Origin of the sequence: Streptococcus mitis (assembly GCF_946190335.1) — a bacterium.
Classification (GTDB): domain Bacteria; phylum Bacillota; class Bacilli; order Lactobacillales; family Streptococcaceae; genus Streptococcus; species Streptococcus mitis_CH.
On sequence record NZ_CAMHZN010000001.1, the window covers coordinates 656,951 to 678,925 of the forward strand.

Here is a 21,975-nt window from a genome sequence, read left to right on the forward strand (position 1 = left end):
AACTGTCAGCCATGTTCAGTTCTGAACAGTTTGTCTCAAGTGTCTACATGCCAAAAAGAGACCGTCGAGTCAGCAAGACGAAAAAAGCCATCTATCAAGCTTTTTTACAACTTTTGAACGACAAAGGCTATGATGCCACTACTGTTCAGGATATCATTGACCTAGCAGATGTTGGGCGTTCTACTTTTTACTGTCACTATGAAAGCAAGGAACTCCTTTTAGATGAGCTCTGTCGCTACCTCTTTCATCATCTCTTTGAAAGGGAAGGACACTTTACTACCGAGGACTACCTCGCACATATCTTTTTACATTTTCAGAAAAACCAGGACCATGTTACCAGTCTCCTTTTTTCCAAAAACGACTACTTCCTCCGCCAACTACACAAGGAACTCGAACACCACGTTTATCCCATGGTAGCGGATGACTTGCAAGAGGCCTATCCAAACATTCCGGCCTCCTACCTCCAGCATTTTGTTGTGACGAACTTTATCGAGACCCTAACTTGGTGGCTAAAAAAAGGACAATCCTATACCGAAGACCAAGTGGTGAGATTTTACCTTGATGTAATGGAGATGACCTCTACAACTCCACTTGATAACTAAGCCTGTAACTCAGAAAGGAACCAACTATGTTAACTTCGATGATTCTAGGAATACTAACAATTGTACTAGCTCTCGCCTTCTCACTGCTTCATCTTGCTGCTGCTTTTTCAGCTATGAAACAAAAGAACTACAGTCTGGGAAACACATGCATCTTGGTCGGCAGTTGCCTCACTTCTCTGGCTCTAGCCATCTTTTACTTCGTCCCACTTGCAACCATTCTTCTATGGATTGTGGGTTCGAGTATCGTCTGCTATGGTGCCTACTGGAACGGCCAACAGAAAGAAAAACAACATATCTCGCACCACATCGTTCGTATAACGAGCGCTATTGTCATTACGGTATTATTCATTTTGCTCTAACACAAAAAAGGATCATCTGATCCTTTTTTACTTTTTAAGCACTCTTTGCTGCCTTGCTCCACTGATACCAACCAACGAGACTATTGATCAAGTAAATCAGGTATTTTCCTTGAATTTGCAAGCTTTCTCCCCACCAGAGATAGATTGAAAAGACATTGGTAGCTGCCCAGAATATCCATTGCTCACGGTAAACGGCTGTCATGAGGATTTGCCCAACCCCATTAGTCGCATCAGTGATGGAATCACGATAAGGACGATTGGCTCCGATAGACTGATAAATGAATCCAAATACCAACCACCAAAGAACACTAATGGAAAGATACTTGGTCCAACCCTTGCCATCCAGTTTACGCGCGACAAACTCCTGCTTTTCTTTCTTAAACTGTGCCTGGTAGATCCAAACTAGAAGTCCAATTGGCTGCATGACCGTAAAGTAAAGTGTCGTTAACACCTCACCATAAAAGCCTTTCTGCAAAGCCAAGATAAGGTAAATGACAGAGTTAATCAAACCAAAAAGGTAATTACTTGCTCGACCTTCAGCTTCTCAAAGAGCAGAAAAAAGGTTAGTAAGGCTTGAGAGATGAATCATTTTAAAGGCAAACAATTCCAACAAGACGTCATCATTGTCGCTGTTGGTTATTACCTACGTTACAATCTGAGCTATCGTGAAGTTCAGGAATTGCTTTATGACCGTGGAATAAATGTTTGTCACACTACGATTTATCGGTGGGTTCAAGAATACAGTAAAATCCTCTATCATCTCTGGAAAAAGAAAAATAAACAGTCCTTCTATTCGTGGAAAATGGATGAAACCTATATCAAAATTAAGGGGCGTTGGCATTATCTCTATCGAGCGATTGATGCGGACGGTTTAATATTGGATATCTGGTTACGAAAGAAACGTCGAGCAGACGATAACAGCTATAAGTTAGAAGATACCGCCTATCAAGAAGATAAAGCACGCAAAGCAGAAACCGAAGATAAGCTAGCTATTGAAGCAATGAAAAGCAAGTACACCACGCTATTGCTAGAAAATATGTTGCTAAGTCCGTTTGAAATGCAAGATACAAAAATCATGGCAGGATTGCAAGTCCATGTTTACCCCCTCTATGACGAACTGAAAGAATTAAGAGGGCTAAATAGTGTTAAAGACCACTTGTCTTATGTTGCCAGCAGACGTGAAGAATATTCTAAGCATAATATCGCACGCTACCTCAAAAAAGCCATTGAACAATATCTACCAACGGTTAAAAGGCAGGACTTAAACCATGAGTGAAGACTTAAAAACGATCAAAGAGCTGGCGGATGAGTTGAGTGTTACAAAACAAAATATTCAATATCACTACCAAAGGTTACCAAAAGAATTACAGCTTAAAAGTTCCAATGGGTCTAATCTAATAAATTCTAAAGCAGAAAAAATAATTTTAGGTAAAGTAGAAAGTAGTAGCAAATCAAATACCAAAGACCAACAAATAAGTAGCAAAGACCAACAAATAGAAAAACTAACTAATTTGTTAGACCAGTAACAACGATTAGCCTTGCAAGATAAAAAGTTGCTAGAAGAATACAAGACGGAAAATGATAACTTAAAAGCCCTCAAAATGCCCTCACAGGAAACAGAATTCAAACACTTAGACAATCAATATAAAGATGAAGTGAACGCTCTTAAAGAGAAGTTGGAAAATTTACAGGAACAAATCAAAGATCAAAAAAGGATAGAAGAACAAGAAAAACCAATAAAATGGTGGGGACTATGGCGAAAATAGATGATTCAAATAAAAAGAAAGTTCCAGAATTGCGATTTAAAGGATTCACGGATGAATGGGAACAGCGTAAGTTGGGAGACGAAGTTCGAATAGTGATGGGACAGTCTCCTAATTCAGAAAATTATACTGATGATCCTAATGGGTGCTAAAAATGCGAAGACCTATGAAAACCTATTTTGTATTAGTCAAACAAAAAATCCAAAAGAAATGGTATATGATTATGACCATGAAACAAAGTAAAATCAAACCGAGTGATCTGAGGAAGCACCCGATGATCATGAAACGTTATTAAACACAAAAGTCACCCATGTGAGTTCTTGCCAGAAGCTGAAGTTAATCCTTCAACCTGGAAAACCCGCAGAGGTGACTTTTTCTATACATCTCGATTTTTCTGGCAATAATCATTAACCGATAAATATGTCTGTGAATCACCCAGCGACTCCGCTATGTCCATAATCCGCGGTGGTAGTAATCCCACTCGCTGGACAAGTTCGTGATTGCTGAACAATTCCCGTGGACTGCCGGCGAAGCCAAACTTCCCGTGTTCCATAACATACACCGACTCAAACTCGGCGGCGACCCAATCCATGTCATGGGTGATGGTCACAACTTGGTGGCCCGAATCAGCCAACTGATGGAAAATTGCGGTCAACTTGCGCCGGCTTTCCCAATCAAGCGACATCATCGGCTCATCAAATAAATAAATCGCCGGATCCACTGCCAAAACTGTGGCAACGCTCAACAGCTTGCGTTCCGACAATGACAGGTCATATGGACTTTCAGCTGTTTTATCATCCAAGCCAACTCTTTTTAGAGCCGCTAAAGCCCGCCTCGTAATCGTGTCGTGGTCATCCATGACCTGCGCGACACTCCACTCCACCTCTCGTTGAACGGTCGGGTTGAAAAGCTGATCGTTAGGATTCTGAAAAGTAATCCCAACCTTCAGTAACTTTTCGACTGGTTTAAGATCATTAAAATTTTCTCCATCGATCTTAATCACACCGGTTTGTGGTGTCAGCAAGCCCGTCAACAATTTGAAGAGCGTTGATTTGCCGGCACCATTTTGGCCGACAATCGCCACCATCGGATCGGCGAAGTGTTTGTCTTCAACATCCAAGCTAAAGGACCGTTCTGGATAAGTGAACGTCAGGTGGCTCAGTTCAATTGTGGACATAACGAACCTCCTTCAGATCAGCGTCATTCACCGGATACCGGCCATCAGCCAAATGCCAATCCATTTTTTGAGCAAGTTGCTGGATTGTCGGGGCTGGAATCTGCCAGTCAGCTGCCAAATGATTAAACACCTCACCCGGCCTGCCCTGGGCTACCATTTGACCCTCGTGCAGCACCCACACAACGTCGGCGACTTCGCACAAATCGTCAATTTCACTGGTGACAATGAAGACAGTCGTCTCTTTGACTTGGGCCAGCCATTGGAAAAATTGCCGGCGGCCAAGGGGATCCATCTCACTGGTCGGATCATCCATAATCAAAACAGCCGGATTAGCCACAATCGCCGTGGCAATTGCCAACCGCTGGATCTGACCACCGGAAAGGCTCTCGGGACGCAAATTCAGCTGTTCAATCAGCCCCATTTGCGTGGCAACTTCTTCAACCCGTTTTTGAATCAGTCCTTCAGCCATTCCCTGATTAATCAAGTCAAAGGCGATTTCATCGGCAACCGTGTCTGCCAACCCGCTTAGTTGGCCAGCTGGATTTTGCAGTACAACTCCATTCATGGCATTATAAACGGGCCAATTGTCGGACACGCGCTGGCCAAACATGTGCCAATCGCCCTCAATCTCAGCAGACACAATTTTGGGAATGACCCCTGCCAGCACACGGCACAAAGTCGATTTGCCGGAGTGGCTATTCCCGATAATCCCAACCACCTGGCCGGTATGAACCTCCGCGTTAATCTGACGCAGTTGTGGTTGCTCAGTACCCGGATAACGGGTGGTCAAATTTTCAATTACAATCCGTTTATCTTCGTCCATATCTTCCACCCAATCAATAAAATTGCCAATCCAGTCAGACCAATGTGCAGCGTCCGCGACAGGCGATACACGCGCTGGGAGGTTCTGACAGTCCGGTTGAGATTATCAAAACCTCTCAGTTGGAGAGAAATCGACCGCGTCATCGATTGATCCAAGGTCTTAATCACCAATGGAATTAGCACCGGCAGGACTGACTTTAATTTCTGAATCAACGTTTTTTGCGGATTGGTTCCGCGAACTTTTTGTGCCTGCTGGATTTTCCGCATATTGCGCATCATTTCCGGCAAAATATAACACACCGACATCAGAACGTAGACGGTTTTATAAGACAATCCGGACAGTTCCAAATAGGCCGCATTTTCTGAAATACTCGTGGTCACCATAAAAAAGCCACTGGTCAAAATAATCACCAATACTCGACAACCCAGAGTGGTGGCGTAAATCAGGCCTTCTTTGTAGAACGACACCCCAAGCACAGAAAACAGCACAGTTTGATTCCGACTGTAAAATAACCCTTGGATGATCAGCATGGTGCAAATCAGAAACAGGCTGAATCCCAGCGCCTTAAAGGTGGTAGAACTCAATTTGGAAAATAACAATAGCAGTGTTGCGACAAGAATTAATCCGGCCTGAAGCAATAAATTCATACTGGCAAAGCTCAACAACGTCATGTCCAAGATGAACAAGAGCTTAGTAATCGGATCGATCACCTGGTACCACTTGAGCTTGACCCGTGGCGCTCCAGAAATCAATGTTTTATCAGTCATCATTTATCATCGCTAAAGAAGTGCACCATCCGCTTCGGCAGCTGACGATAGATGAAGAATGCCAGGTAGGCCACGCAGACTTTATCCAAAATATCCAAGACAAACTCATCGGTAAATGAGGCCAGCCACACTGGTGCATGATTGGCGACCATTACCGCAAACAATGAGTCACCCCAAGCGATACCGGTCTGACCACCCCAAAAGATGACGTTGAGTGGCGTTGAAATGACAGCTGAAACGATGGCAATAATAATAGCAGAAACAAATACTCGTCGCGCTGACGAGAACCACCCATTGGCGTGCAAAACTCCGACAGCAATCCCAATTCCGATGCTGGTAATCGCATACACGGTTGAAATTGGCGATAAGGTCAGCCCATAGATCACGTTGTTGATGAAACCACTAATGGCACCGGCAACCGGCCCAGCCAACATGCTGGTAAGAAAGGTTCCCAAAGACCCCAGCCAAACGGGCAACTTTAACCCCTCCGCCAAGGCTTTGGCAACATAGTTAATCCCCACGGCAGCGGGAATCAAAGTCATGGTGGCAGCACTTAACTTAAATTTCCACATACTGGTACGATGAATCGGTTCTGTTTTCATAATCTTCTCCTTTTGTTTTTAAAGAGCCGTGTCTGGATAGACTTTCGGACGCAACGCTCTATTATATATCTACTGAACTGTCTATACACAAGATTTCCATCCTTAGTCGACATGAGCTGGAAATCTTTATTTGTTAAGTAGTTCACAACACATTATACACCTATTTTGTGAATAGTCAAGTGTATTTACAGTAAAATTTTAGAAAATCCTAAAAATTTCCTCTTATTTTCCATTTTGAAAGACATTAAGTAACTCTAATATCAAAAAAGCCCAGACGACATTGTCTGAGCATTCTTTTCTATAGTCGTTTAAGCAAGTTGAGTTTGACATTTTCAAACTATTTCTTCAACAAACCTTGTTCTTGTAAAAACTCCTTGGCTACTTGTTCTGCTGACTTGCCTTCAACACCGACTTGGTAGTTGAGCTGGCTCATCTGGCTTTCAGTAATTTTACCAGCCAATTTATTGAGAACTTTCTCCAACTCAGGATGCTTCTTAAGCAAAGCTTCTTTCATGAGTGGCGCTCCTTGATAAGGTGGGAAGAGTTGCTTGTCATCTTCCAAGACCTGCAAATCATAACGCGCCAATTCCGCATCAGTTGAATAGGCATCCGTGATTTGAATATCGCCTGACTGAATTGCCTGATAGCGAAGGGCTGGCTCCATGGTCGCTACATTGAGGTTAAGACCATACATTGATTGCAAGCCCTTATTTCCATCTTCACGGTCATTAAATTCGAGAGTAAAGCCTGCCTTTAACTGTCCTTCCACTTTTTTCAAGTCTGAAATGGTCTTCAAGCCATATTCTTGAGCAATCTTTTTCGGAACAGCTACAGCGTAGGTATTTTGATAAGACATGGGTTTGAGATAGGCTAGATGATCCTGTTTGGCAATGCCATCACGCGCTACCTGATAAACCTGCTCTGGCTCATGACTCACCTTCGGTGATGGCTGAAGCAAACTTTCAGTCACCGTACCGGTAAATTCAGGGTAGATGTCAATATCGCCTTTTTTCAGAGCTTCATAGAGGAAGCTTGTTTTCCCAAAATTCGGTTTAACAGTCGCAGTCATACTGGTATTTTCTTCAATCAGCAACTTATACATATTGGCCAAAATTTCTGGTTCTGGACCCAATTTCCCAGCAATAACCAAGTTTTCTTTCTCTTTTTGAGCCAAAAGGGCTGGACTATAAGATAGACCGAGCAATATTGTTACCAAGGCAAAACCAGAAAATATCGTCCGCAATTTTGCTTTTTCCATCACTTTTAGTAGGAAGTTAAAGGCAATGGCAAGCACTGCAGAAGAAAGGGCCCCAATCAAAATCAGACTGGCATTATTACGGTCAATTCCCAAAAGGATAAAGGAACCCAGTCCTCCCGCCCCAATCAAGGCCGCCAAGGTTGCCGTACCGATAATTAAGACCGCTGCCGTCCGAATCCCAGACATCATAACAGGCATAGCAAGTGGAATTTCGAATTTCTTGAGACGTTCCCACCTAGTCATCCCAAAGGCAATCCCAGCCTCTTGTAGACTTGGATCAATTCCCTTGAGTCCAGTGATGGTATTTTGTAAAATCGGAAAGATCGCATAGATCACTAGAGCTGTCAAAGCTGGCAAGGTTCCAATTCCCATCAAGGGGATAAAGAGCCCCAACAAGGCAAGAGACGGGATGGTCTGGAAAATCCCTGCAATCTGCAAGACCCAGTCCGCCAACTTCTCATGATAGCGAAGATAAACAGCTAAGGGAATCGCAAGCAAAATAGCTAGCAACAAGGTCAAAAGTGACAACTGCAAATGTTGAGATAGAGCTGTCAACCAATCACTAAAACGATCCTGAAAAGTTGCAATTAAATTAGTCATGAACACTACCTCCAAACAAGTCTGCTACAAAATCTGTTGCAGGAGCTTTTAAAATAGTCTCTGGATTCGCCACCTGGCGAATCTCTCCATCCTGCAAGACAGCAATACGGTCCGCCAATTTCAGAGCTTCATCCGTATCATGGGTTACAAAAATCGTTGTCATCCCAAATTCTTTATGCAATTCTTTAGTCAGAACCTGCAACTGTTTGCGAGAAATAGCATCCAAGGCTGAAAAAGGTTCATCCATGAGGAGAATCTTAGGCTGACCAATCATAGCACGAACAATACCGACCCGTTGCTGTTCTCCACCAGATAATTCATTAGGAAGTCGATGTCCATACTCAGCCACTGGTAAACCAACCTTAGCCAAAAGCTCTTCTGTTTTCTGAGCAATTTCTTCCTTAGTCCAACCCTTCATCTCAGGAATCAGGGCAATATTTTCCGCGACCGTTAGATTAGGAAATAGGGCAATAGCCTGTAAAACATAACCAGTAGAAAGACGAAGATCCCGCTCGTCATAGTCTTTGATGCGCTTGCCATCCATATAAATATTTCCATCAGTCGGTTCCAAGAGACGGTTAATCATCTTAATCATGGTCGTCTTACCTGATCCAGATGGACCAACTAAAACCATAAACTCGCCATTCTCAATTCGTAAATTGACATCTCTCAAGACATCTTTTTCTGTGTAACGTAAAGCTACATTTTTGTATTCAATCATTCTGTATCCTCAATTTAAAACTTCCCTCGATTGGTCAAGTCTTCTACCTTAGGCATGACTTCCTTATTATCCCAATGCTCCACAATTTTCCCGTTTTCTAGACGGAAGATATCGTACTGGGCATAAGCAACTCCATCAATCTGAGTCTGACCATAGCTAACCACATAGTTTCCTTGTCCTAAGAGTTGGAAAACAAAGTCAAAAGTGGCCTTTACTTATAAACAGCTAATTTGCTCCATTTTAAACCTCATTTTCCTCCTCTTTCAGATTAGCCAAAATTCTTTCTTGAAAGGCTTCAAACTGACGAATTTCTTCCTCTGAAAATCCTTTGTAAAAGATCGTATCCAATTTCTGACTGACACGATACCCCACTTCTTTCTGAGACTGCCCCAACTCTGTTAAAACCAAATACTTCTTACGCTTATCTTCTCCACATGGACTAATAGTTACAAGATTTTGTTCCTCTAGCTTTTTAATCATAGTCGTCAGTGTATTGTTAGCAAGCCCAGTTTCCAGAGCAATATCTGTCGCAGTTGCGCAGCCAGTTTCACTATTCCATAAAACCGCTAAAATTTTCCCCTGTTCACTCCGATAAAGAGCTTCAGGATCTTGGCTCAGTAACTTTTGAAAAATCCGCCCATTCAACAAACGAATATGATGGGCTACCAAATGACTATCTTTCATGACACCTCCAATTTATTTCGATATCGAAATGAATAAAATAATTGTAACACTCATTATTCCAACTGTCAACTATTTCGATTTAGAAATAATTTTTCCCAGTAAAAAAATCTCCTACCCAAGGTAGAAGAATTTTAATCTTATAAAACTTAATCCGTCATGTCCGATACCAAAGTTCGATGCTCCAATGGAATACTGCACATAACTAGCAAGAAAATGAAACCTGACTGAATCCAGAAGAGGGCCAAGTCAAAGATTCCGTGTACAGCAACCACTGTAAGGAAAGACAGATAAAGACCGATAATCGGACGTTTCCCCGACTCCTGACTCATATCCATCATCAAGCGAACAGGAGCAACAGAAGACAAGACTAGTAAAATAGTCCCCACAATTCCGTAACTCAGAATCGTATCAATATAAAGACTGTGAGCATGTTCATGATAAGGAGCATTTATTCTAGGATACGAGTGCATGTAGGTCAATGGCCCCTCACCCCAGAAAGGATTTTGCTTAAATAAGGCCATCCCAGCATCCCAGATAGAAATTCGTTCCTCCATAGAAGAGTCTAAAGTCCCCATCCGAACTCCCAAATCACTGGAAAAGAGGAAACTCAAGCCAATCGCAAAGACCCCAATACTAAGCCAAAAGGCCTTCCAGTTTTTAATGGTCGTAAAGAGATAAATAATGGCTCCAGCGATAATAGCAGGAAAGGCGGTTCGATTTTGAGTAAAGTTCAATCCAAAGAGATTAACAAAGCCTGCAAACACACAGAATACTTTCAACCAATTCAACTTGGTCGTTGTAAACAGATAGAAAGCAATCATGATACAGAAACAACAAATAATTCCATAATAATTAGGATTAAAGAAGGTCACTTCTGCACGATTCTGATGCCAGACCTGCATATTGGGTGAAAGAAAAGCATAGTTGAATTTCTTCACAATTTGGAAATGTTCTAAACTCGCAAAAGCAGCTGATAATACGCTACCAAACAAGACGAGCTGCAAAATCAATCGAAAGAATTTATGTGATAAAATCGACTGATAGTGCAAAAAGAAAACAGTAAATAGAAAAATTCCTACTGAAGCCACAACTCCCATCCAATTTTGTGCAAAAACGGATATAACAGTACTATAGCCAAGAAAAAGAAGTAGCATCGGATGCTCCCCCATTTTCTGAAGAATACTTTTCATGTCTCCTGTAAAAATCAAACTAATAATATATAAACAGAATACAACTACAAAAAGATAAAAGGGTAAAAAGATACTCAGGATAATTCCCAATAAAATCAGCTCTTTACTAGACAACCCTTTCAGCTTTTCAATAAAGCCTATTGATTTCAAAATGAATCCTTTCTCTCCAAATCAGTTGATTCAGATAATAGTAAGCTACCCTATATTGTACCACTTTTTTAGCAATTTGAAAACAAAGGAAACGTTTTCTAAAACAAAAACCCTATTTTATCAACCATATCAAGTCAAGGCTTCAAAATGTTACTTCAATTCCGTTCTCAATTACCCGATAAGTCTGATTTTGCAGATCAATTTCTGCTACTGCTGTTACGGACTTATCTTTATTTTGACGTTTGATTACAATGCTGTGGGCTGTTGGTGTTTCAACGTCAATAGTTCCTTCTAGATCAAAGGCTTCTGAACGGTTACGGAAAGAAAATAGATTGAGAAGTGCCTTCACTACGGGACGTTGGACTTCTTCTGCTATTTCCTCATTGCTATAGTAATGACGATTAATATTTCGACCTTCTTTAGTCTCTTCTAATAATTTCAAATCATTCTTGCCTGCTAATAGACCTACATAGTAAAGCTGAGGAATACCTGGGGCAAAAGCTTGAATTAGACGAGCGAGAAAATACTTAACATCATCATCTCCAAGCGCAGAATAGTAAGTTGAATTGATTTGGTAGATATCTAGATTGTTATACTCTGCACTAGAGTACTTACGTTTGACATTAGCTCCAACCTTATAGAGTTCATTTGAAGCATAGTCAATCTCCTCATCTGTCAGGATATCCTTGACATCCACCACTCCAATCCCATCATGGGTGTCTAGCGTCGTAAATTGCTTCATTGGGCTCATCTTTAACCACTTAGCCAAACGCTCTGTTCTGGAACTGTAAAGAGTATAAAGTGTCACCATTGGAAGAGCAAAATCATAAACATAGTAATCATGGTCTGCTATTTTAAACTGAATCGAATAGTGTTCATGAATCTCAGGTAAAAGCTCTGTCCCATACTCAGCAGCGATATCTCGAACTTTGTCCAATAAATCCCAAATATCTGGTTCTACAAAGAAATCATTAGTATCCAATTTCTTCACTGCATAAGCAAAGGCATCTAGACGAATCAAATCACACCCATTACTTGCCAAGTGCTGAATGGTCTTACGGATAAATTCCATCGTTACTTCTTTGGTCACATCAAGATCAATCTGCTCCTCACCAAAGGTATTCCACAAATGTTCCACTGACCCATCTTCAAAAACAATCTCTTGCTTTGGTGCACGATCCTTACGCTTGTAAATTAAATCTACATCAGACTGTGTCGGACGGTTTTCTGGCCAAAACTTATCCCAGTTTAAAAAGAGATCTTTAAATTCACTGGCTTCATGTTTTTCTTGATAGTCCTTATAATACTTAGATTGACGAGAAATATGATTAATCATAAAGTCAAACATAAGATAATATTTCTCACCTAAACGCTTAACATCCTCCCAATCACCAAAAGCTGAATCCACTTCGTCATAGTCAACTGGCGCAAATCCACGATCACCTGTTGATGGGAAAAATGGTAGAAGGTGAACTCCCCCAATAGCATCACCAAAATGCTCTTCCAAATTCTCATATAAGTCTTTAAGATTATTTCCCAAACTATCTGAATAGGTAATCAACATGGTTTTATTCTGAATCGGCATCATTACTCTCCTTTTTCTAATTGAAGCCAAGCCTCATATGACTTGGCTTCGTAAATCAAATTCATGTTATACTCTTCGAAAATCAAATTCAAACCACGTCAGCTTTATCTGCAACCTCAAAGCTGTGCTTTGAGCAACCTGCGGCTAGCTTCCTAGTTTGCTCTTTGATTTTCATTGAGTATTAAATCTCTGTTTATCATCAAACTCGTACTAATATAGACTGTGATAAACTAAGTACTACTTTATTTTTCTCTTGAATTGTCAATAAGCTGAACCCTTCCTCTGTGTCAGAGACTATAGATTCCATGAGTTCTTCTTACTTCACTGCTCCGTTGCTCATTCCTGAAATAATATGTTTTTGGAAGATGAGGTAGACGACAGTAATTGTTACAATTCCCACAATATAGGATGCAAAACTTGGCCCATAGTCATTAAAATATTGACCTTGGTAGTTGTACTGGAAGAGAGGCAAAGTCCACAGCTTGGAATCCTTATTCAAAATCAACAATGGCAACATAAAGTCATTCCAGAACCATAATGCATTGATAATCAAGGTTGTAGCATGCATGGGCTTCAGCATTGGAAAAATAATTCGACGGTAAGTTGTAAATCGATCAGCCCCATCAATTTCTGCAGCTTCATCTAAACTATCTGGTACACTGATTTTAATATAACCAACATACAAGAAGAGGGTCTGTGGAATTGCATAAGTTAGATAAAGTAGTACCAACCCCCACATATTTGCCAGGCCGAGTTTGCTCATCATAACTGTGATAGGAATCATAATCACCTGAAATGGAACAAATATCCCTAAGATCAAGAGCGAATACATAATTGCAAAGGCTTTTTTCTTGGACATATTTCGAGCAATGGAATAGGCTGCAGCTGGTATAAAGAAGGCTACTACAATCAATGATAACACCGTAATAACAGCTGAATTCCAGAAATAGCCTCCAATCCCATCCGAAACCAATCGTTCATAATTACTTAACGTAAAAGGATTGGGCAAACCAAAGAAATGATTCATGATATCCTTGGTTGTCTTGAAGGAACTAAAAACCGTTACCAACAAAGGAACAAGTATGAGAATACCACCTACTATCAAGAGGACATACTTCCAAAACTGATTCAATTTTTCTTCTTTTTTCATGTGTAAGACTCCCCTATTAGATTTCAAATTTCTTTGATAGTTTGATTTGGATAAGAGAAACAATTCCAATAATTAGGAATAAAATCAAGGCAATTGCATTCGCATATCCATATTGATTACTCTTGAAGGCATAGTTGTAGACTAAAAGACCAAGAGACGTTGTAGCATTATTTGGACCACCACTCGTCAAGGCAAAAATTTGGTCAAAGGCAGTCAAACCGGACTTAAGAGCTAGGATAAAAACCATAGAAATCGTTGGTAGCAAATATGGTAATTCAATCTTCCAAAAAGTTTGTTTGCTTGTTGCACCATCAATTGATGCCGCCTCCAAAATATCACTTGGAATACTCTGAAGACCAGCAAGAAAGAGAATAATTGGCATTGCTACTCCTTGCCATAGAAGAACAAAAATAGTTGCCACTACCGCACCGATTGGTGTTCCTAATAGACTTTCTTGTAAAAAACTAATTCCTAAAATTTTTCCAATCGTTGGAAGACCATAGTTAAAGAATTGTTTAAAAATCAAGGAAACTGTCAAACCAGACAAAACCGCTGGGAAAAAGAACCATGCTCTAAAGAAGGTCTGCCCTTTCATCTTAGAATTTAAGGCTCGAGCGACAATCATCCCAATTGTAATCTCTCCAATAATCAATGCCAGGGTTAAAATCAAAGTAAAAGCAATGGCTGTGAAGAATTTCCCATCAATCATCAGCAATTTGTAGTTATTCAGACCAACAAATTTATAATTATAGGTCAATCCGGTCCAGTTAGTCAAACTATAGAAAGCACCTTGTACCATCGGAAAGTAAAAGAAGATAGCTTGTAATGCAAGCGGGATGAGCAAAAAAGTCCAACCCCAGTATTTATTTAAAAATTTTCGAATAGCCATATCATCTTAACTCCTATTCTAGTCCAAATCTGCCTTCATTGGATTAAAGAAAGCATTGAGATTGTTTGCCATATTTTTCAGATTTTTATCCATCAAGTAACCTGCACTTAGATTGAAAAAATCTTCTTCAGAATTCCAGTGTTGGCCCAACCAAACATAATGTTTATCCGTAAATGCCAGTTTAGAAATCTCTGCAAGTGCTGAATCTTCTTTTTCCTGTACACCTTTTACCGCAACTGGTGATCCATCCACATCATAATATGCTTGCATAGCTTTTGAACTAGTCATATAGCTGATAAATTCTTCGGTTTCTTTAGGATGTTTGGTAGTAGCTGAAGTTGATAATGCCATGTCCCCTGCACCAACAGTGACTTCTTTTCCTACTTCTTCTCCTGGGAAGGCAAACATCCCCACATCAAATTTTGGATCCTGTTGATTAATTGCCGCTAATGCCCATGATCCTTGTGGCATCATCAAGGCTTTTTCATTCGAGAATGCTACCACCGCATCATTATAAGAGGCACCACGCCATCCATCTTGAGCATTGTCTGCCAACAAATCTAGTCGTTCTGCATCTGCTTTTAAAATAGCATCATCTGCAGAAATAGAGTTAGGTTTTGAAAAGCGAAGATAGTTATTAGCTGCGTCCCCACTGCCTGTAATAGTAATGAGAGAAAGTTGGTGGTAACCGTTTAATGTCCATCCTTCATTGCCTGCAACTGCAAACGGAGAATTCCCACTATCTTTTATCTTTTTAACAATCTCTTGAAACTCTTTAAAAGTCTTCGGTTCCTCAAGTCCTAATTCTTTAAATTTTGTTTTATTGTAATAGATTCCATAAAGGTTAGCAGTTAAAGGCACACTATAAATCTTATTATTGATTGCATACTTTTCTGCATAGTCATTCTTAATATTCTCAAGATAAGATTTCCCTGTCATATCTGTAAAGTAACCTGCTTTTGCCCACTCCTGAAAATCCATATTTTGAGGATAGATATTAACAATATCTGGAACATCTCCTGATAAAATCCGAGTTTTCAGAACAATTCCAGCTGCCGGAACAGTCGTCAGTTTTACATCAATAGTAGGATGATCCTTTTCAAAATTATCTACAATTTTTTGCAAAGTATCCGCCATTTCGGTCTTCTGGTTAAAAAATTCAATCGTTACCTTTCCATCAGTCGATTGATTATTCTGACCACAAGCTGTTAGACCTAGTAAACTAGCACCAGCGACTAAAAGAAAACCTGCTTTCTTATACCATTTCATTGGAAAGCCTCCTTTATAAATTTATACACCTTTATTATAGTCTTCTAAAAATATACTGTTTACTCAAAAAATCTCCCTGGGATAAGATAACAGTTAAACCTGCATACATGAGTTCTGCACCTGAGTAAACTACTCCATTTTCCTGTAATTCATACAGTCCCTCTTCATCCAAATCTTTTAACTGTAAAGTTGTTTCCATGGTCTCTACAACTGACAAAACGCGAACGTAGGTTACAATCGTTTGATTTTTGTAATTAAATTGTACAGCTGCTTCATTGGATGCAGACTCGGGATTGATTAACCTATACTGTTGTCCTAACTGAACTACTGGTCGTAATTCTTTATACAAGTTCACCTGATTAGTAATCTCAGCTTTCTCTTCATCTGATAAACTTGTCAAATCAAGCTCATATCCCAAATTTCCCATCATTGCTACATGGCCACGTGTTTCTAATGGTGTCATTCGTCCCATCTGATGATTCGGTACTGCTGAAACATGAGCCCCCATAGAAATGGTTGGATAGAGATAGGATGAACCGTATTGAATTGGTAAACGTGCAATAGCATCAGTATTATCACTTGCCCAGACTTGTGGGAAATAGCGCATCATACCAAGATCATTTCGTCCACCACCACCAGAGCAGGACTCAAAGAGAATTTGGCTGTGCTTCTCTGTCAGATAAGAAACGAGTTCATAAAGCCCCCGCATGTACTGATGAGATTGCATCTTTGTCTCTAGATAAGTTAATCCATTCCCTAGCTTAGTCATATTACGATTCATATCCCATTTAATGTAATCAATCTCATGATAAGATAGGAGTTCATCTAAAACATTTTTCAAATATTCTACTACCTGAGGATTGGCAAGATTAAGTACTAATTGATTTCTAGAATAGGTATGTTCATATCCTGGAACCTGAATAGCCCAGTCAGGATGTTTACGATACAAATCGCTATCTACAGAAATCATCTCAGGTTCTAACCAAAGCCCAAACTGCAAACCTCTTTCATGGATAGCTGAAATCAGACTTTCTAGACTTCCACCCAGTTTTTTCTCATTAACAACCCAATCACCTAAAGCACGATTATCATCAAAACGATTGCCAAACCAACCATCATCTAATACAAAAAGTTCAATGCCAACTTTCTTAGCTTCATCTGCTAACTCTAACAGTTTTTCTCTCTGAAAATCAAAGTAAGTAGCTTCCCAATTATTAATTAGAATTGGGCGTTCTTTTGTAGAAAATTTACTTGGCATAATGTGCTTCAGTATAAAATTCTGACTTTCATGACTAACACCAGTTAATCCCTTATCTGAATGGGACACTAAAGCTACCGGTGTTTCAAAGTATTCCTCAGGGCCTAACTTCCAAGAAAAGTTTTCTGGATTAATGCCAATAGCCAGCCGAACTTCATTCAATTGATTCTTTTGAACAAAAGCTTCAAAGTTTCCACTATACATTAGTTGAATAGCAAACACATTTCCAGCATCCTCTGTGACTCCTTGATCACATAAGAGAAGAGCTGGTGTTTGAGCATGCCCTGAAGCCCCACGGTTCGAACTAATCGAAAAAAGTCCTTGTTCTACCTGTTGACGTCGAACAGTCTTTTCACGAGCATAAGCACCCTGCAGAGTTACTATTTCGTATGCTGCCGCTGGAAAATCAGCCACAAAAGAAAAGTCTTTATGGATGACAACTTCCTGATTACTATTATTCTCTAATTTACTGTAGCTAGCAATTGTCGCATCATTATCAAAAGCAGTATAATACAAAGTCAGACAAAGTTGAGCCTTAGAATCTTCTAACATTAAGGCAAGAGTCTCTGTACCATCCATGCTATGTGGAGAAGGTAAACCCTGTGGACCATTTTGACCTTTTAAGATCTTTGCTTCTACAAATCGAAAGTCTGTTACTTCAGTTACACTATGCTGAATCTGTATAGTTGGTTTTCTAAAATCTCCTAAGCCATGTTGTCCAAAAATTTGACGTTGCGTATCTAAACTAAAGGTTCGATTAGTAGCTGTTGGATTTCCTGAAAAGGCATGGTCTCGTTCATAAACACTATTGGAACCTTTATAGTTCTTAATAGTCTTTCCTAAATGTTTCAAAAGTAAGTAGCCATTTCGATTTTCAATAATCAAACTTAGATTTTTACTCTCAACATAAAATAGATTATTCTCTATCCTAACTCCCATTTACTTCACCTCATCACTTTATTGACTATATTTTATCATCTGAAATCGCTTTCTAAAATAGAAAAATGTCTCAAGAATATGGTAAAATGTTAGGTAGGAGGTGGCACATGCTAGTTTTTTCAGAATACCAGACTGGAACAATTGACCTTTCCCTAAGCTTTTATGGATATGAGGAATGCAAACCTAATTACTCTTTTGGTCCAGCAATTCGAGATACATACGTCCTACATTACATTACCAAAGGACAAGGAAAATTTCATTACAAAGGTAAAATTGTTGATTTAAAAGAAGGAGATTTCTTTCTATTAAAACCAGAGGAACTAACCTTTTATCAAGCAGATAGTAAAGAACCTTGGGCCTACTACTGGTTAGGAATCACTGGAGGGAAAGCTCCTGACTATTTTGCTCTTTCTCAAATTTCTGATCAATCCTATCTCATCCAATCTGAAACTTGTCATACCCAGACCACTGCAAAACTCATCTCAGACATTGTCCGCTTCGCTCAGATTACCAAATCAAATGAATTAGCTCAACTCCATATCATGGGACAACTCCATGAACTGATGTTTCATCTGGGAACTATTGCTCCCAATCAGAAAAAAAAGAATATTTCATCAACCTACCAACTCTATCTTGAATGCAAAAGATTAATTGATAGTCACTATCCTCAATCACTTACAATTCAAGATTTAGCAAAAGAACTATCCGTTCACAGAAGCTACTTATCAAGCGTATTCAAAGAATTTAATACCTTATCACCCAAAGAATACCTACTCTATGTTCGAATGCACCGAGCTAAACAGCTTCTCGAAAATACCCAAGAGTCTATCAAAGTAATTGCATATTCGGTAGGTTTTTCAGATCCACTCCATTTTTCAAAAGCTTATAAACAATACTTCAATCAGACTCCAAGTCATACAAGAAAAGAATATTCTCAATACCAACTAGTAAGAAAGGAAACACTATGAAATCCTATCAAGCTGTCTACCAGATTCTAGCTAAAGAAACCGACTATGTTAGCGGAGAAAAAATCGCAGAAGAACTATCCCTAAGCCGAACATCAATTTGGAAAGCCATCAAGCGTCTAGAACAAGAAGGCATTGAAATTGATAGTATCAAAAACAAAGGCTATAAACTGGTGAATGGAGACCTTATTCTTCCAGAACTTCTAGAACAAAATCTTCCAATTAAAATCAGTTTTAAACCCGAAACAAGATCAACACAACTCGATGCAAAAGAAGCAATTGATTTAGGAAATGAAGCAAACACCCTCTATCTAGCTTCCTATCAAACAGCAGGGCGAGGCCGTTTTCAACGTTCTTTCTACTCACCCCAAGGTGGCATTTATATGACACTCCATCTTAAACCAAATCTTCCCTATGACCAATTACCATCCTACACACTACTTGTAGCAGGAGCTATCTACAAAGCCATTAAGAACCTAACATTAATAGATGTCGACATAAAATGGGTCAATGATATCTACCTAAACAATCATAAAATTGGAGGAATCCTTACTGAGGCAATGACGTCTGTAGAAACAGGCCTAGTCACAGATATCATTATTGGAGTAGGAATCAACTTTACTATTAAAGACTTCCCCCAGGAATTAAAAGAAAAAGCTGCTAGTCTATTTAAAGCACCAGCACCGATAACCAGAAATGAATTAATCATAGAAATCTGGCGCACTTTCTTCGAAACACCAGCAGAAGAACTATTATACCTATACAAAAAACAGTCATTCGTTCTAGGAAAAGAAGTTACTTTCACACTAGATCAAAAAGACCACAAAGGACTTGCTAAAGACATCTCTGAAACTGGAAAACTTTTGGTTCAATGTGATAACGGAAAAGAAATCTGGCTCAATAGCGGAGAAATTTCACTCAAGGGTTGGAAGTAATAATAAATAAGCACAACCATAAAATCAACAATATATAAAAATTTAGTATTTCTTCAGCCCTATACAGTTGACAAAGAGCCTTTTTAAGGAGAATTCTAGAAGGCATACCAGTCGTTTCTAGGTAAGGGATCTTAGACGGTTTTTGGAAGTCATATTTCTTCATTTGACTTCCAAAATTAGGACAAAATGGGGCATTGTAATCCAGTTTAGCGATGATTTCCTTGTGAGTATCCCTATTGACGATATCTAAAATCTTGATGTTTGGGTCTTTGATATCGAGCAATTTTGTAATAAAATGTAACTGTTCCATATGATTCTTTCTAATGATGGTTTGGTTGCTTTTCATTATAGATCATATGGAACTTTTTTTCTACACAAAAATAGGCTCCATAATATTTATAGGAGGGTACCCACTACAAATATTATAGAGTCTTTTTACCGCTCTGAATACCAAAAAAGAAAGGACGAAATGTGTCCTTCCTCGATCTTAGCTTTTCTTTAACCCAATACAGTTGACAAAGAGTCAAAATTAAACGGAGAATAAGGGATTCGAACCCTTGCGCCAGTTACCCGACCTAACGATTTAGCAAACCGTCCTCTTCAGCCTCTTGAGTAATTCTCCTATTAATGGGCACGAGTGGACTCGAACCACCGACCTCACGCTTATCAGGCGTGCGCTCTAACCACCTGAGCTACGCGCCCAAGTTAAAAACTTGGTAATTTGAACAAAGTTCAAAGCGGGTGACGAGAATCGAACTCGCGACAACAGCTTGGAAGGCTGTAGTTTTACCACTAAACTACACCCGCATAAATACTATAAATAAAAATGGCGCGAGACGGAATCGAACCGCCGACACATGGAGCTTCAATCCATTGCTCTACCAACTGAGCTACCGAGCCTTATTGCGGGAGCAGGATTTGAACCTACGACCTTCGGGTTATGAGCCCGACGAGCTACCGAGCTGCTCCATCCCGCGTTAATATAAAAGGAGGATGTGGGATTCGAACCCACGCACGCTTTTACACGCCTGACGGTTTTCAAGACCGTTCCCTTCAGCCGGACTTGGGTAATCCTCCATATTATTTAAATGGACCTTGTAGGACTTGAACCTACGACCACTCGGTTATGAGCCGAGAGCTCTAACCAGCTGAGCTAAAGGTCCAACAAGATCATTATAGCGGCGAAGGGGATCGAACCCCCGACCTCCCGGGTATGAACCGGACGCTCTAGCCAGCTGAGCTACACCGCCATATATCGGGAAGACAGGATTCGAACCTGCGACACCTTGGTCCCAAACCAAGTACTCTACCAAGCTGAGCTACTTCCCGAGTTAAATAGAAAAAATGCACCCTAGAGGAGTCGAACCTCTAACCGCCTGATTCGTAGTCAGGTACTCTATCCAGTTGAGCTAAGGGTGCTCATTATATTATGCCGAGGACCGGAATCGAACCGGTACGATCGTTACCAATCGCAGGATTTTAAGTCCTGTGCGTCTGCCAGTTCCGCCACCCCGGCCTCTCTAAGCGAACGACGGGATTCGAACCCGCGACCCCCACCTTGGCAAGGTGGTGTTCTACCACTGAACTACGTTCGCACTGTTTTCTTCTATCTAAAAATGCCGGCTACATGACTTGAACACGCGACCCTCTGATTACAAATCAGATGCTCTACCAACTGAGCTAAGCCGGCTCATTTATTATATCTTAATGCGGGTTAAGGGACTTGAACCCCCACGCCGTTAAGCGCCAGATCCTAAATCTGGTGCGTCTGCCAATTCCGCCAAACCCGCATATATGACCCGTACTGGGCTCGAACCAGTGACCCATTGATTAAAAGTCAATTGCTCTACCAACTGAGCTAACGAGTCTAAAATAACTTACGTTATTCTAACGGTCCCGACGGGAATCGAACCCGCGATCTTCGCCGTGACAGGGCGACGTGATAACCGCTACACTACGGGACCTATGGGAGTTAACGGGATCGAACCGCTGACCCTCTGCTTGTAAGGCAGATGCTCTCCCAGCTGAGCTAAACTCCCTAGAGCTAAGCGACTTCCATATCTCACAGGGGGCAACCCCCAACTACTTCCGGCGTTCTAGGGCTTAACTTCTGTGTTCGGCATGGGTACAGGTGTATCTCCTAGGCTATCGTCACTTAACTCTGAGTAATACCTACTCAAAATTGAATATCTATTCAAACCAAGAAAACCTCTCGCTTTCGTATTCTCAGTTACTTTGGATAAGTCCTCGAGCTATTAGTATTAGTCCGCTACATGTGTCGCCACACTT

20 protein-coding genes, 17 tRNA genes, 1 rRNA gene and 5 pseudogenes are annotated in these 21,975 nt (G+C 40.3%); 9 read left to right on the plus strand and 34 right to left on the minus strand.

Annotated features, from left to right (window positions below; genetic code table 11):
- Window positions 1–47 precede the first annotated feature (47 nt).
- Together N8O43_RS03390 and N8O43_RS03395 are read left to right on the plus strand one after the other, a co-directional pair.
- Window positions 48–602, plus strand: a complete 555-nt coding sequence (locus N8O43_RS03390; RefSeq protein WP_198459279.1) for a TetR/AcrR family transcriptional regulator — start codon at window positions 48–50, stop codon at window positions 600–602.
- 26 nt (window positions 603–628) lie between these two features.
- On the plus strand, window positions 629–961 hold the full coding sequence (locus N8O43_RS03395; RefSeq protein WP_042768763.1) for a hypothetical protein: 333 nt from the start codon (window positions 629–631) through the stop codon (window positions 959–961).
- A 34-nt stretch (window positions 962–995) separates the two neighbouring features.
- Here the strand turns inward: N8O43_RS03395 and pnuC are convergent.
- Window positions 996–1,502, minus strand: a pseudogene (gene pnuC, locus N8O43_RS03400) (nicotinamide riboside transporter PnuC); the annotation flags it as partial.
- Between the two features lie 39 nt (window positions 1,503–1,541).
- Between pnuC and N8O43_RS09710 the strand changes: the two are divergent.
- The 5 genes and pseudogenes from N8O43_RS09710 to N8O43_RS03420 form a co-directional block, all read left to right on the plus strand.
- Window positions 1,542–1,892, plus strand: a pseudogene (locus N8O43_RS09710) (IS6 family transposase); the annotation flags it as partial.
- A 24-nt stretch (window positions 1,893–1,916) separates the two neighbouring features.
- Window positions 1,917–2,237 (plus strand): annotated as a pseudogene (locus N8O43_RS09715) (DNA replication protein); the annotation flags it as partial.
- Window positions 2,230–2,487, plus strand: coding sequence for a plasmid replication protein (locus N8O43_RS03410; RefSeq protein WP_001287840.1), 258 nt, complete (start codon window positions 2,230–2,232; stop codon window positions 2,485–2,487). The pseudogene N8O43_RS09715 and the gene N8O43_RS03410, both read left to right, overlap by 8 nt.
- A gap of 12 nt (window positions 2,488–2,499) precedes the next feature.
- Window positions 2,500–2,727, plus strand: coding sequence for a DNA-binding protein (locus tag N8O43_RS03415; RefSeq protein ID WP_125453204.1), 228 nt, complete (start codon window positions 2,500–2,502; stop codon window positions 2,725–2,727).
- On the plus strand, window positions 2,715–2,876 hold the full coding sequence (locus tag N8O43_RS03420) for a hypothetical protein (protein ID WP_185757438.1): 162 nt from the start codon (window positions 2,715–2,717) through the stop codon (window positions 2,874–2,876). Before N8O43_RS03415 ends, N8O43_RS03420 begins: the two co-directional genes overlap by 13 nt.
- 224 nt (window positions 2,877–3,100) lie before the next feature.
- Here the strand turns inward: N8O43_RS03420 and N8O43_RS03425 are convergent, their stop codons facing one another.
- The 14 genes and pseudogenes from N8O43_RS03425 to N8O43_RS03490 all read right to left on the minus strand — a co-directional run bounded on the left by N8O43_RS03425 (window position 3,101) and on the right by N8O43_RS03490 (window position 17,786).
- Window positions 3,101–3,901 carry an energy-coupling factor ABC transporter ATP-binding protein gene (locus N8O43_RS03425; RefSeq protein ID WP_261089438.1) on the minus strand — a complete coding sequence of 267 codons (801 nt, stop codon included), beginning with the start codon at window positions 3,899–3,901 and terminating at the stop codon, window positions 3,101–3,103.
- Window positions 3,888–4,724 (minus strand): ABC transporter ATP-binding protein, encoded by an 837-nt coding sequence (locus tag N8O43_RS03430; protein ID WP_261089440.1) that lies wholly within the window; start codon window positions 4,722–4,724, stop codon window positions 3,888–3,890. The genes N8O43_RS03425 and N8O43_RS03430 overlap by 14 nt, the downstream gene beginning before the upstream one ends.
- Window positions 4,700–5,491, minus strand: coding sequence for an energy-coupling factor transporter transmembrane component T (locus tag N8O43_RS03435; RefSeq protein WP_000130448.1), 792 nt, complete (start codon window positions 5,489–5,491; stop codon window positions 4,700–4,702). Before N8O43_RS03435 ends, N8O43_RS03430 begins: the two co-directional genes overlap by 25 nt.
- Window positions 5,491–6,093: a hypothetical protein gene (locus tag N8O43_RS03440; protein WP_000846130.1), complete on the minus strand. Its 603-nt coding sequence runs from the start codon at window positions 6,091–6,093 to the stop codon at window positions 5,491–5,493. Before N8O43_RS03440 ends, N8O43_RS03435 begins: the two co-directional genes overlap by 1 nt.
- Before the next feature lie 337 nt (window positions 6,094–6,430).
- On the minus strand, window positions 6,431–7,951 hold the full coding sequence (locus N8O43_RS03445; RefSeq protein WP_261089442.1) for an ABC transporter permease/substrate-binding protein: 1,521 nt from the start codon (window positions 7,949–7,951) through the stop codon (window positions 6,431–6,433).
- Window positions 7,944–8,672, minus strand: coding sequence for an ATP-binding cassette domain-containing protein (locus N8O43_RS03450; protein ID WP_261089443.1), 729 nt, complete (start codon window positions 8,670–8,672; stop codon window positions 7,944–7,946). Before N8O43_RS03450 ends, N8O43_RS03445 begins: the two co-directional genes overlap by 8 nt.
- Before the next feature lie 14 nt (window positions 8,673–8,686).
- Window positions 8,687–8,878, minus strand: a pseudogene (locus N8O43_RS03455) (nuclear transport factor 2 family protein); the annotation flags it as partial.
- A gap of 34 nt (window positions 8,879–8,912) precedes the next feature.
- Complete coding sequence (locus tag N8O43_RS03460) at window positions 8,913–9,356, minus strand: MarR family winged helix-turn-helix transcriptional regulator (protein WP_261089445.1); 444 nt, start codon at window positions 9,354–9,356, stop codon at window positions 8,913–8,915.
- A gap of 146 nt (window positions 9,357–9,502) precedes the next feature.
- Window positions 9,503–10,696 (minus strand): O-antigen ligase family protein, encoded by a 1,194-nt coding sequence (locus N8O43_RS03465; RefSeq protein WP_084950229.1) that lies wholly within the window; start codon window positions 10,694–10,696, stop codon window positions 9,503–9,505.
- A gap of 142 nt (window positions 10,697–10,838) precedes the next feature.
- Entirely contained in the window at window positions 10,839–12,281 is a 1,443-nt protein-coding gene (gene gtfA, locus N8O43_RS03470) for a sucrose phosphorylase (RefSeq protein WP_261089446.1), read from the minus strand.
- A 316-nt stretch (window positions 12,282–12,597) separates the two neighbouring features.
- Window positions 12,598–13,431, minus strand: coding sequence for a carbohydrate ABC transporter permease (locus N8O43_RS03475; protein ID WP_000711264.1), 834 nt, complete (start codon window positions 13,429–13,431; stop codon window positions 12,598–12,600).
- 16 nt (window positions 13,432–13,447) lie between these two features.
- Complete coding sequence (locus tag N8O43_RS03480) at window positions 13,448–14,320, minus strand: carbohydrate ABC transporter permease (RefSeq protein ID WP_045605757.1); 873 nt, start codon at window positions 14,318–14,320, stop codon at window positions 13,448–13,450.
- An 18-nt stretch (window positions 14,321–14,338) separates the two neighbouring features.
- Window positions 14,339–15,589, minus strand: a complete 1,251-nt coding sequence (locus N8O43_RS03485; protein WP_261089447.1) for an extracellular solute-binding protein — start codon at window positions 15,587–15,589, stop codon at window positions 14,339–14,341.
- A 34-nt stretch (window positions 15,590–15,623) separates the two neighbouring features.
- Window positions 15,624–17,786, minus strand: a complete 2,163-nt coding sequence (locus tag N8O43_RS03490; protein ID WP_261089449.1) for an alpha-galactosidase — start codon at window positions 17,784–17,786, stop codon at window positions 15,624–15,626.
- Window positions 17,787–17,893: 107 nt separating this feature from the next.
- Between N8O43_RS03490 and N8O43_RS03495 the strand changes: the two genes are divergently transcribed.
- Both N8O43_RS03495 and birA read left to right on the plus strand, forming a co-directional pair.
- Window positions 17,894–18,754, plus strand: coding sequence for an AraC family transcriptional regulator (locus N8O43_RS03495; protein WP_045611038.1), 861 nt, complete (start codon window positions 17,894–17,896; stop codon window positions 18,752–18,754).
- On the plus strand, window positions 18,751–19,686 hold the full coding sequence (birA, locus tag N8O43_RS03500; RefSeq protein ID WP_261089450.1) for a bifunctional biotin--[acetyl-CoA-carboxylase] ligase/biotin operon repressor BirA: 936 nt from the start codon (window positions 18,751–18,753) through the stop codon (window positions 19,684–19,686). Before N8O43_RS03495 ends, birA begins: the two co-directional genes overlap by 4 nt.
- 43 nt (window positions 19,687–19,729) lie before the next feature.
- Here the strand turns inward: birA and N8O43_RS03505 are convergent.
- The 19 genes and pseudogenes from N8O43_RS03505 to rrf form a co-directional block, all read right to left on the minus strand.
- Window positions 19,730–19,996 (minus strand): annotated as a pseudogene (locus tag N8O43_RS03505) (ISL3 family transposase); the annotation flags it as partial.
- A gap of 224 nt (window positions 19,997–20,220) precedes the next feature.
- Window positions 20,221–20,308, minus strand: a tRNA-Ser gene (locus N8O43_RS03510).
- Window positions 20,309–20,314: 6 nt separating this feature from the next.
- Window positions 20,315–20,388 (minus strand) — tRNA-Ile (locus N8O43_RS03515).
- Window positions 20,389–20,422: 34 nt separating this feature from the next.
- Window positions 20,423–20,493 (minus strand) — tRNA-Gly (locus tag N8O43_RS03520).
- Between the two features lie 20 nt (window positions 20,494–20,513).
- Window positions 20,514–20,586: transfer RNA gene (locus N8O43_RS03525), tRNA-Phe, on the minus strand.
- A 3-nt stretch (window positions 20,587–20,589) separates the two neighbouring features.
- Window positions 20,590–20,663: transfer RNA gene (locus N8O43_RS03530), tRNA-Met, on the minus strand.
- A gap of 10 nt (window positions 20,664–20,673) precedes the next feature.
- Window positions 20,674–20,763 (minus strand) — tRNA-Ser (locus N8O43_RS03535).
- Between the two features lie 12 nt (window positions 20,764–20,775).
- Window positions 20,776–20,849 (minus strand) — tRNA-Ile (locus N8O43_RS03540).
- Window positions 20,850–20,862: 13 nt separating this feature from the next.
- Window positions 20,863–20,936, minus strand: a tRNA-Met gene (locus N8O43_RS03545).
- 5 nt (window positions 20,937–20,941) lie between these two features.
- Window positions 20,942–21,015 (minus strand) — tRNA-Pro (locus N8O43_RS03550).
- Between the two features lie 16 nt (window positions 21,016–21,031).
- Window positions 21,032–21,105: transfer RNA gene (locus tag N8O43_RS03555), tRNA-Arg, on the minus strand.
- Between the two features lie 11 nt (window positions 21,106–21,116).
- Window positions 21,117–21,202: transfer RNA gene (locus tag N8O43_RS03560), tRNA-Leu, on the minus strand.
- A 7-nt stretch (window positions 21,203–21,209) separates the two neighbouring features.
- Window positions 21,210–21,281, minus strand: a tRNA-Gly gene (locus N8O43_RS03565).
- A 22-nt stretch (window positions 21,282–21,303) separates the two neighbouring features.
- Window positions 21,304–21,376 (minus strand) — tRNA-Thr (locus tag N8O43_RS03570).
- Window positions 21,377–21,394: 18 nt separating this feature from the next.
- Window positions 21,395–21,476, minus strand: a tRNA-Leu gene (locus N8O43_RS03575).
- A 5-nt stretch (window positions 21,477–21,481) separates the two neighbouring features.
- Window positions 21,482–21,554: transfer RNA gene (locus N8O43_RS03580), tRNA-Lys, on the minus strand.
- A gap of 23 nt (window positions 21,555–21,577) precedes the next feature.
- Window positions 21,578–21,650: transfer RNA gene (locus tag N8O43_RS03585), tRNA-Asp, on the minus strand.
- Window positions 21,651–21,652: 2 nt separating this feature from the next.
- Window positions 21,653–21,725: transfer RNA gene (locus tag N8O43_RS03590), tRNA-Val, on the minus strand.
- Window positions 21,726–21,729: 4 nt separating this feature from the next.
- Window positions 21,730–21,845: ribosomal RNA gene (rrf, locus tag N8O43_RS03595) — 5S ribosomal RNA — on the minus strand.
- Window positions 21,846–21,975 lie beyond the last annotated feature (130 nt).

What these genes read in the sequence shown, in the direction of transcription:
- birA (WP_261089450.1), top strand. Translation starts at nt 18,751, where the DNA reads ATGAAATCCTATCAAGCTGTCTACCAGATTCTAGCTAAAGAAACCGAC.
- N8O43_RS03440 (WP_000846130.1), bottom strand. Translation starts at nt 6,093, where the DNA reads ATGAAAACAGAACCGATTCATCGTACCAGTATGTGGAAATTTAAGTTA.
- N8O43_RS03435 (WP_000130448.1), bottom strand. Translation starts at nt 5,491, where the DNA reads ATGACTGATAAAACATTGATTTCTGGAGCGCCACGGGTCAAGCTCAAG.
- gtfA (WP_261089446.1), bottom strand. Translation starts at nt 12,281, where the DNA reads ATGCCGATTCAGAATAAAACCATGTTGATTACCTATTCAGATAGTTTG.
- N8O43_RS03450 (WP_261089443.1), bottom strand. Translation starts at nt 8,672, where the DNA reads ATGATTGAATACAAAAATGTAGCTTTACGTTACACAGAAAAAGATGTC.
- N8O43_RS03485 (WP_261089447.1), bottom strand. Translation starts at nt 15,589, where the DNA reads ATGAAATGGTATAAGAAAGCAGGTTTTCTTTTAGTCGCTGGTGCTAGT.
- N8O43_RS03390 (WP_198459279.1), top strand. Translation starts at nt 48, where the DNA reads ATGCCAAAAAGAGACCGTCGAGTCAGCAAGACGAAAAAAGCCATCTAT.
- N8O43_RS03480 (WP_045605757.1), bottom strand. Translation starts at nt 14,320, where the DNA reads ATGGCTATTCGAAAATTTTTAAATAAATACTGGGGTTGGACTTTTTTG.
- N8O43_RS03410 (WP_001287840.1), top strand. Translation starts at nt 2,230, where the DNA reads ATGAGTGAAGACTTAAAAACGATCAAAGAGCTGGCGGATGAGTTGAGT.
- N8O43_RS03430 (WP_261089440.1), bottom strand. Translation starts at nt 4,724, where the DNA reads ATGGACGAAGATAAACGGATTGTAATTGAAAATTTGACCACCCGTTAT.
- N8O43_RS03425 (WP_261089438.1), bottom strand. Translation starts at nt 3,901, where the DNA reads ATGTCCACAATTGAACTGAGCCACCTGACGTTCACTTATCCAGAACGG.
- N8O43_RS03420 (WP_185757438.1), top strand. Translation starts at nt 2,715, where the DNA reads ATGGCGAAAATAGATGATTCAAATAAAAAGAAAGTTCCAGAATTGCGA.
- N8O43_RS03395 (WP_042768763.1), top strand. Translation starts at nt 629, where the DNA reads ATGTTAACTTCGATGATTCTAGGAATACTAACAATTGTACTAGCTCTC.
- N8O43_RS03475 (WP_000711264.1), bottom strand. Translation starts at nt 13,431, where the DNA reads ATGAAAAAAGAAGAAAAATTGAATCAGTTTTGGAAGTATGTCCTCTTG.
- N8O43_RS03490 (WP_261089449.1), bottom strand. Translation starts at nt 17,786, where the DNA reads ATGGGAGTTAGGATAGAGAATAATCTATTTTATGTTGAGAGTAAAAAT.
- N8O43_RS03495 (WP_045611038.1), top strand. Translation starts at nt 17,894, where the DNA reads ATGCTAGTTTTTTCAGAATACCAGACTGGAACAATTGACCTTTCCCTA.
- N8O43_RS03445 (WP_261089442.1), bottom strand. Translation starts at nt 7,951, where the DNA reads ATGACTAATTTAATTGCAACTTTTCAGGATCGTTTTAGTGATTGGTTG.
- N8O43_RS03460 (WP_261089445.1), bottom strand. Translation starts at nt 9,356, where the DNA reads ATGAAAGATAGTCATTTGGTAGCCCATCATATTCGTTTGTTGAATGGG.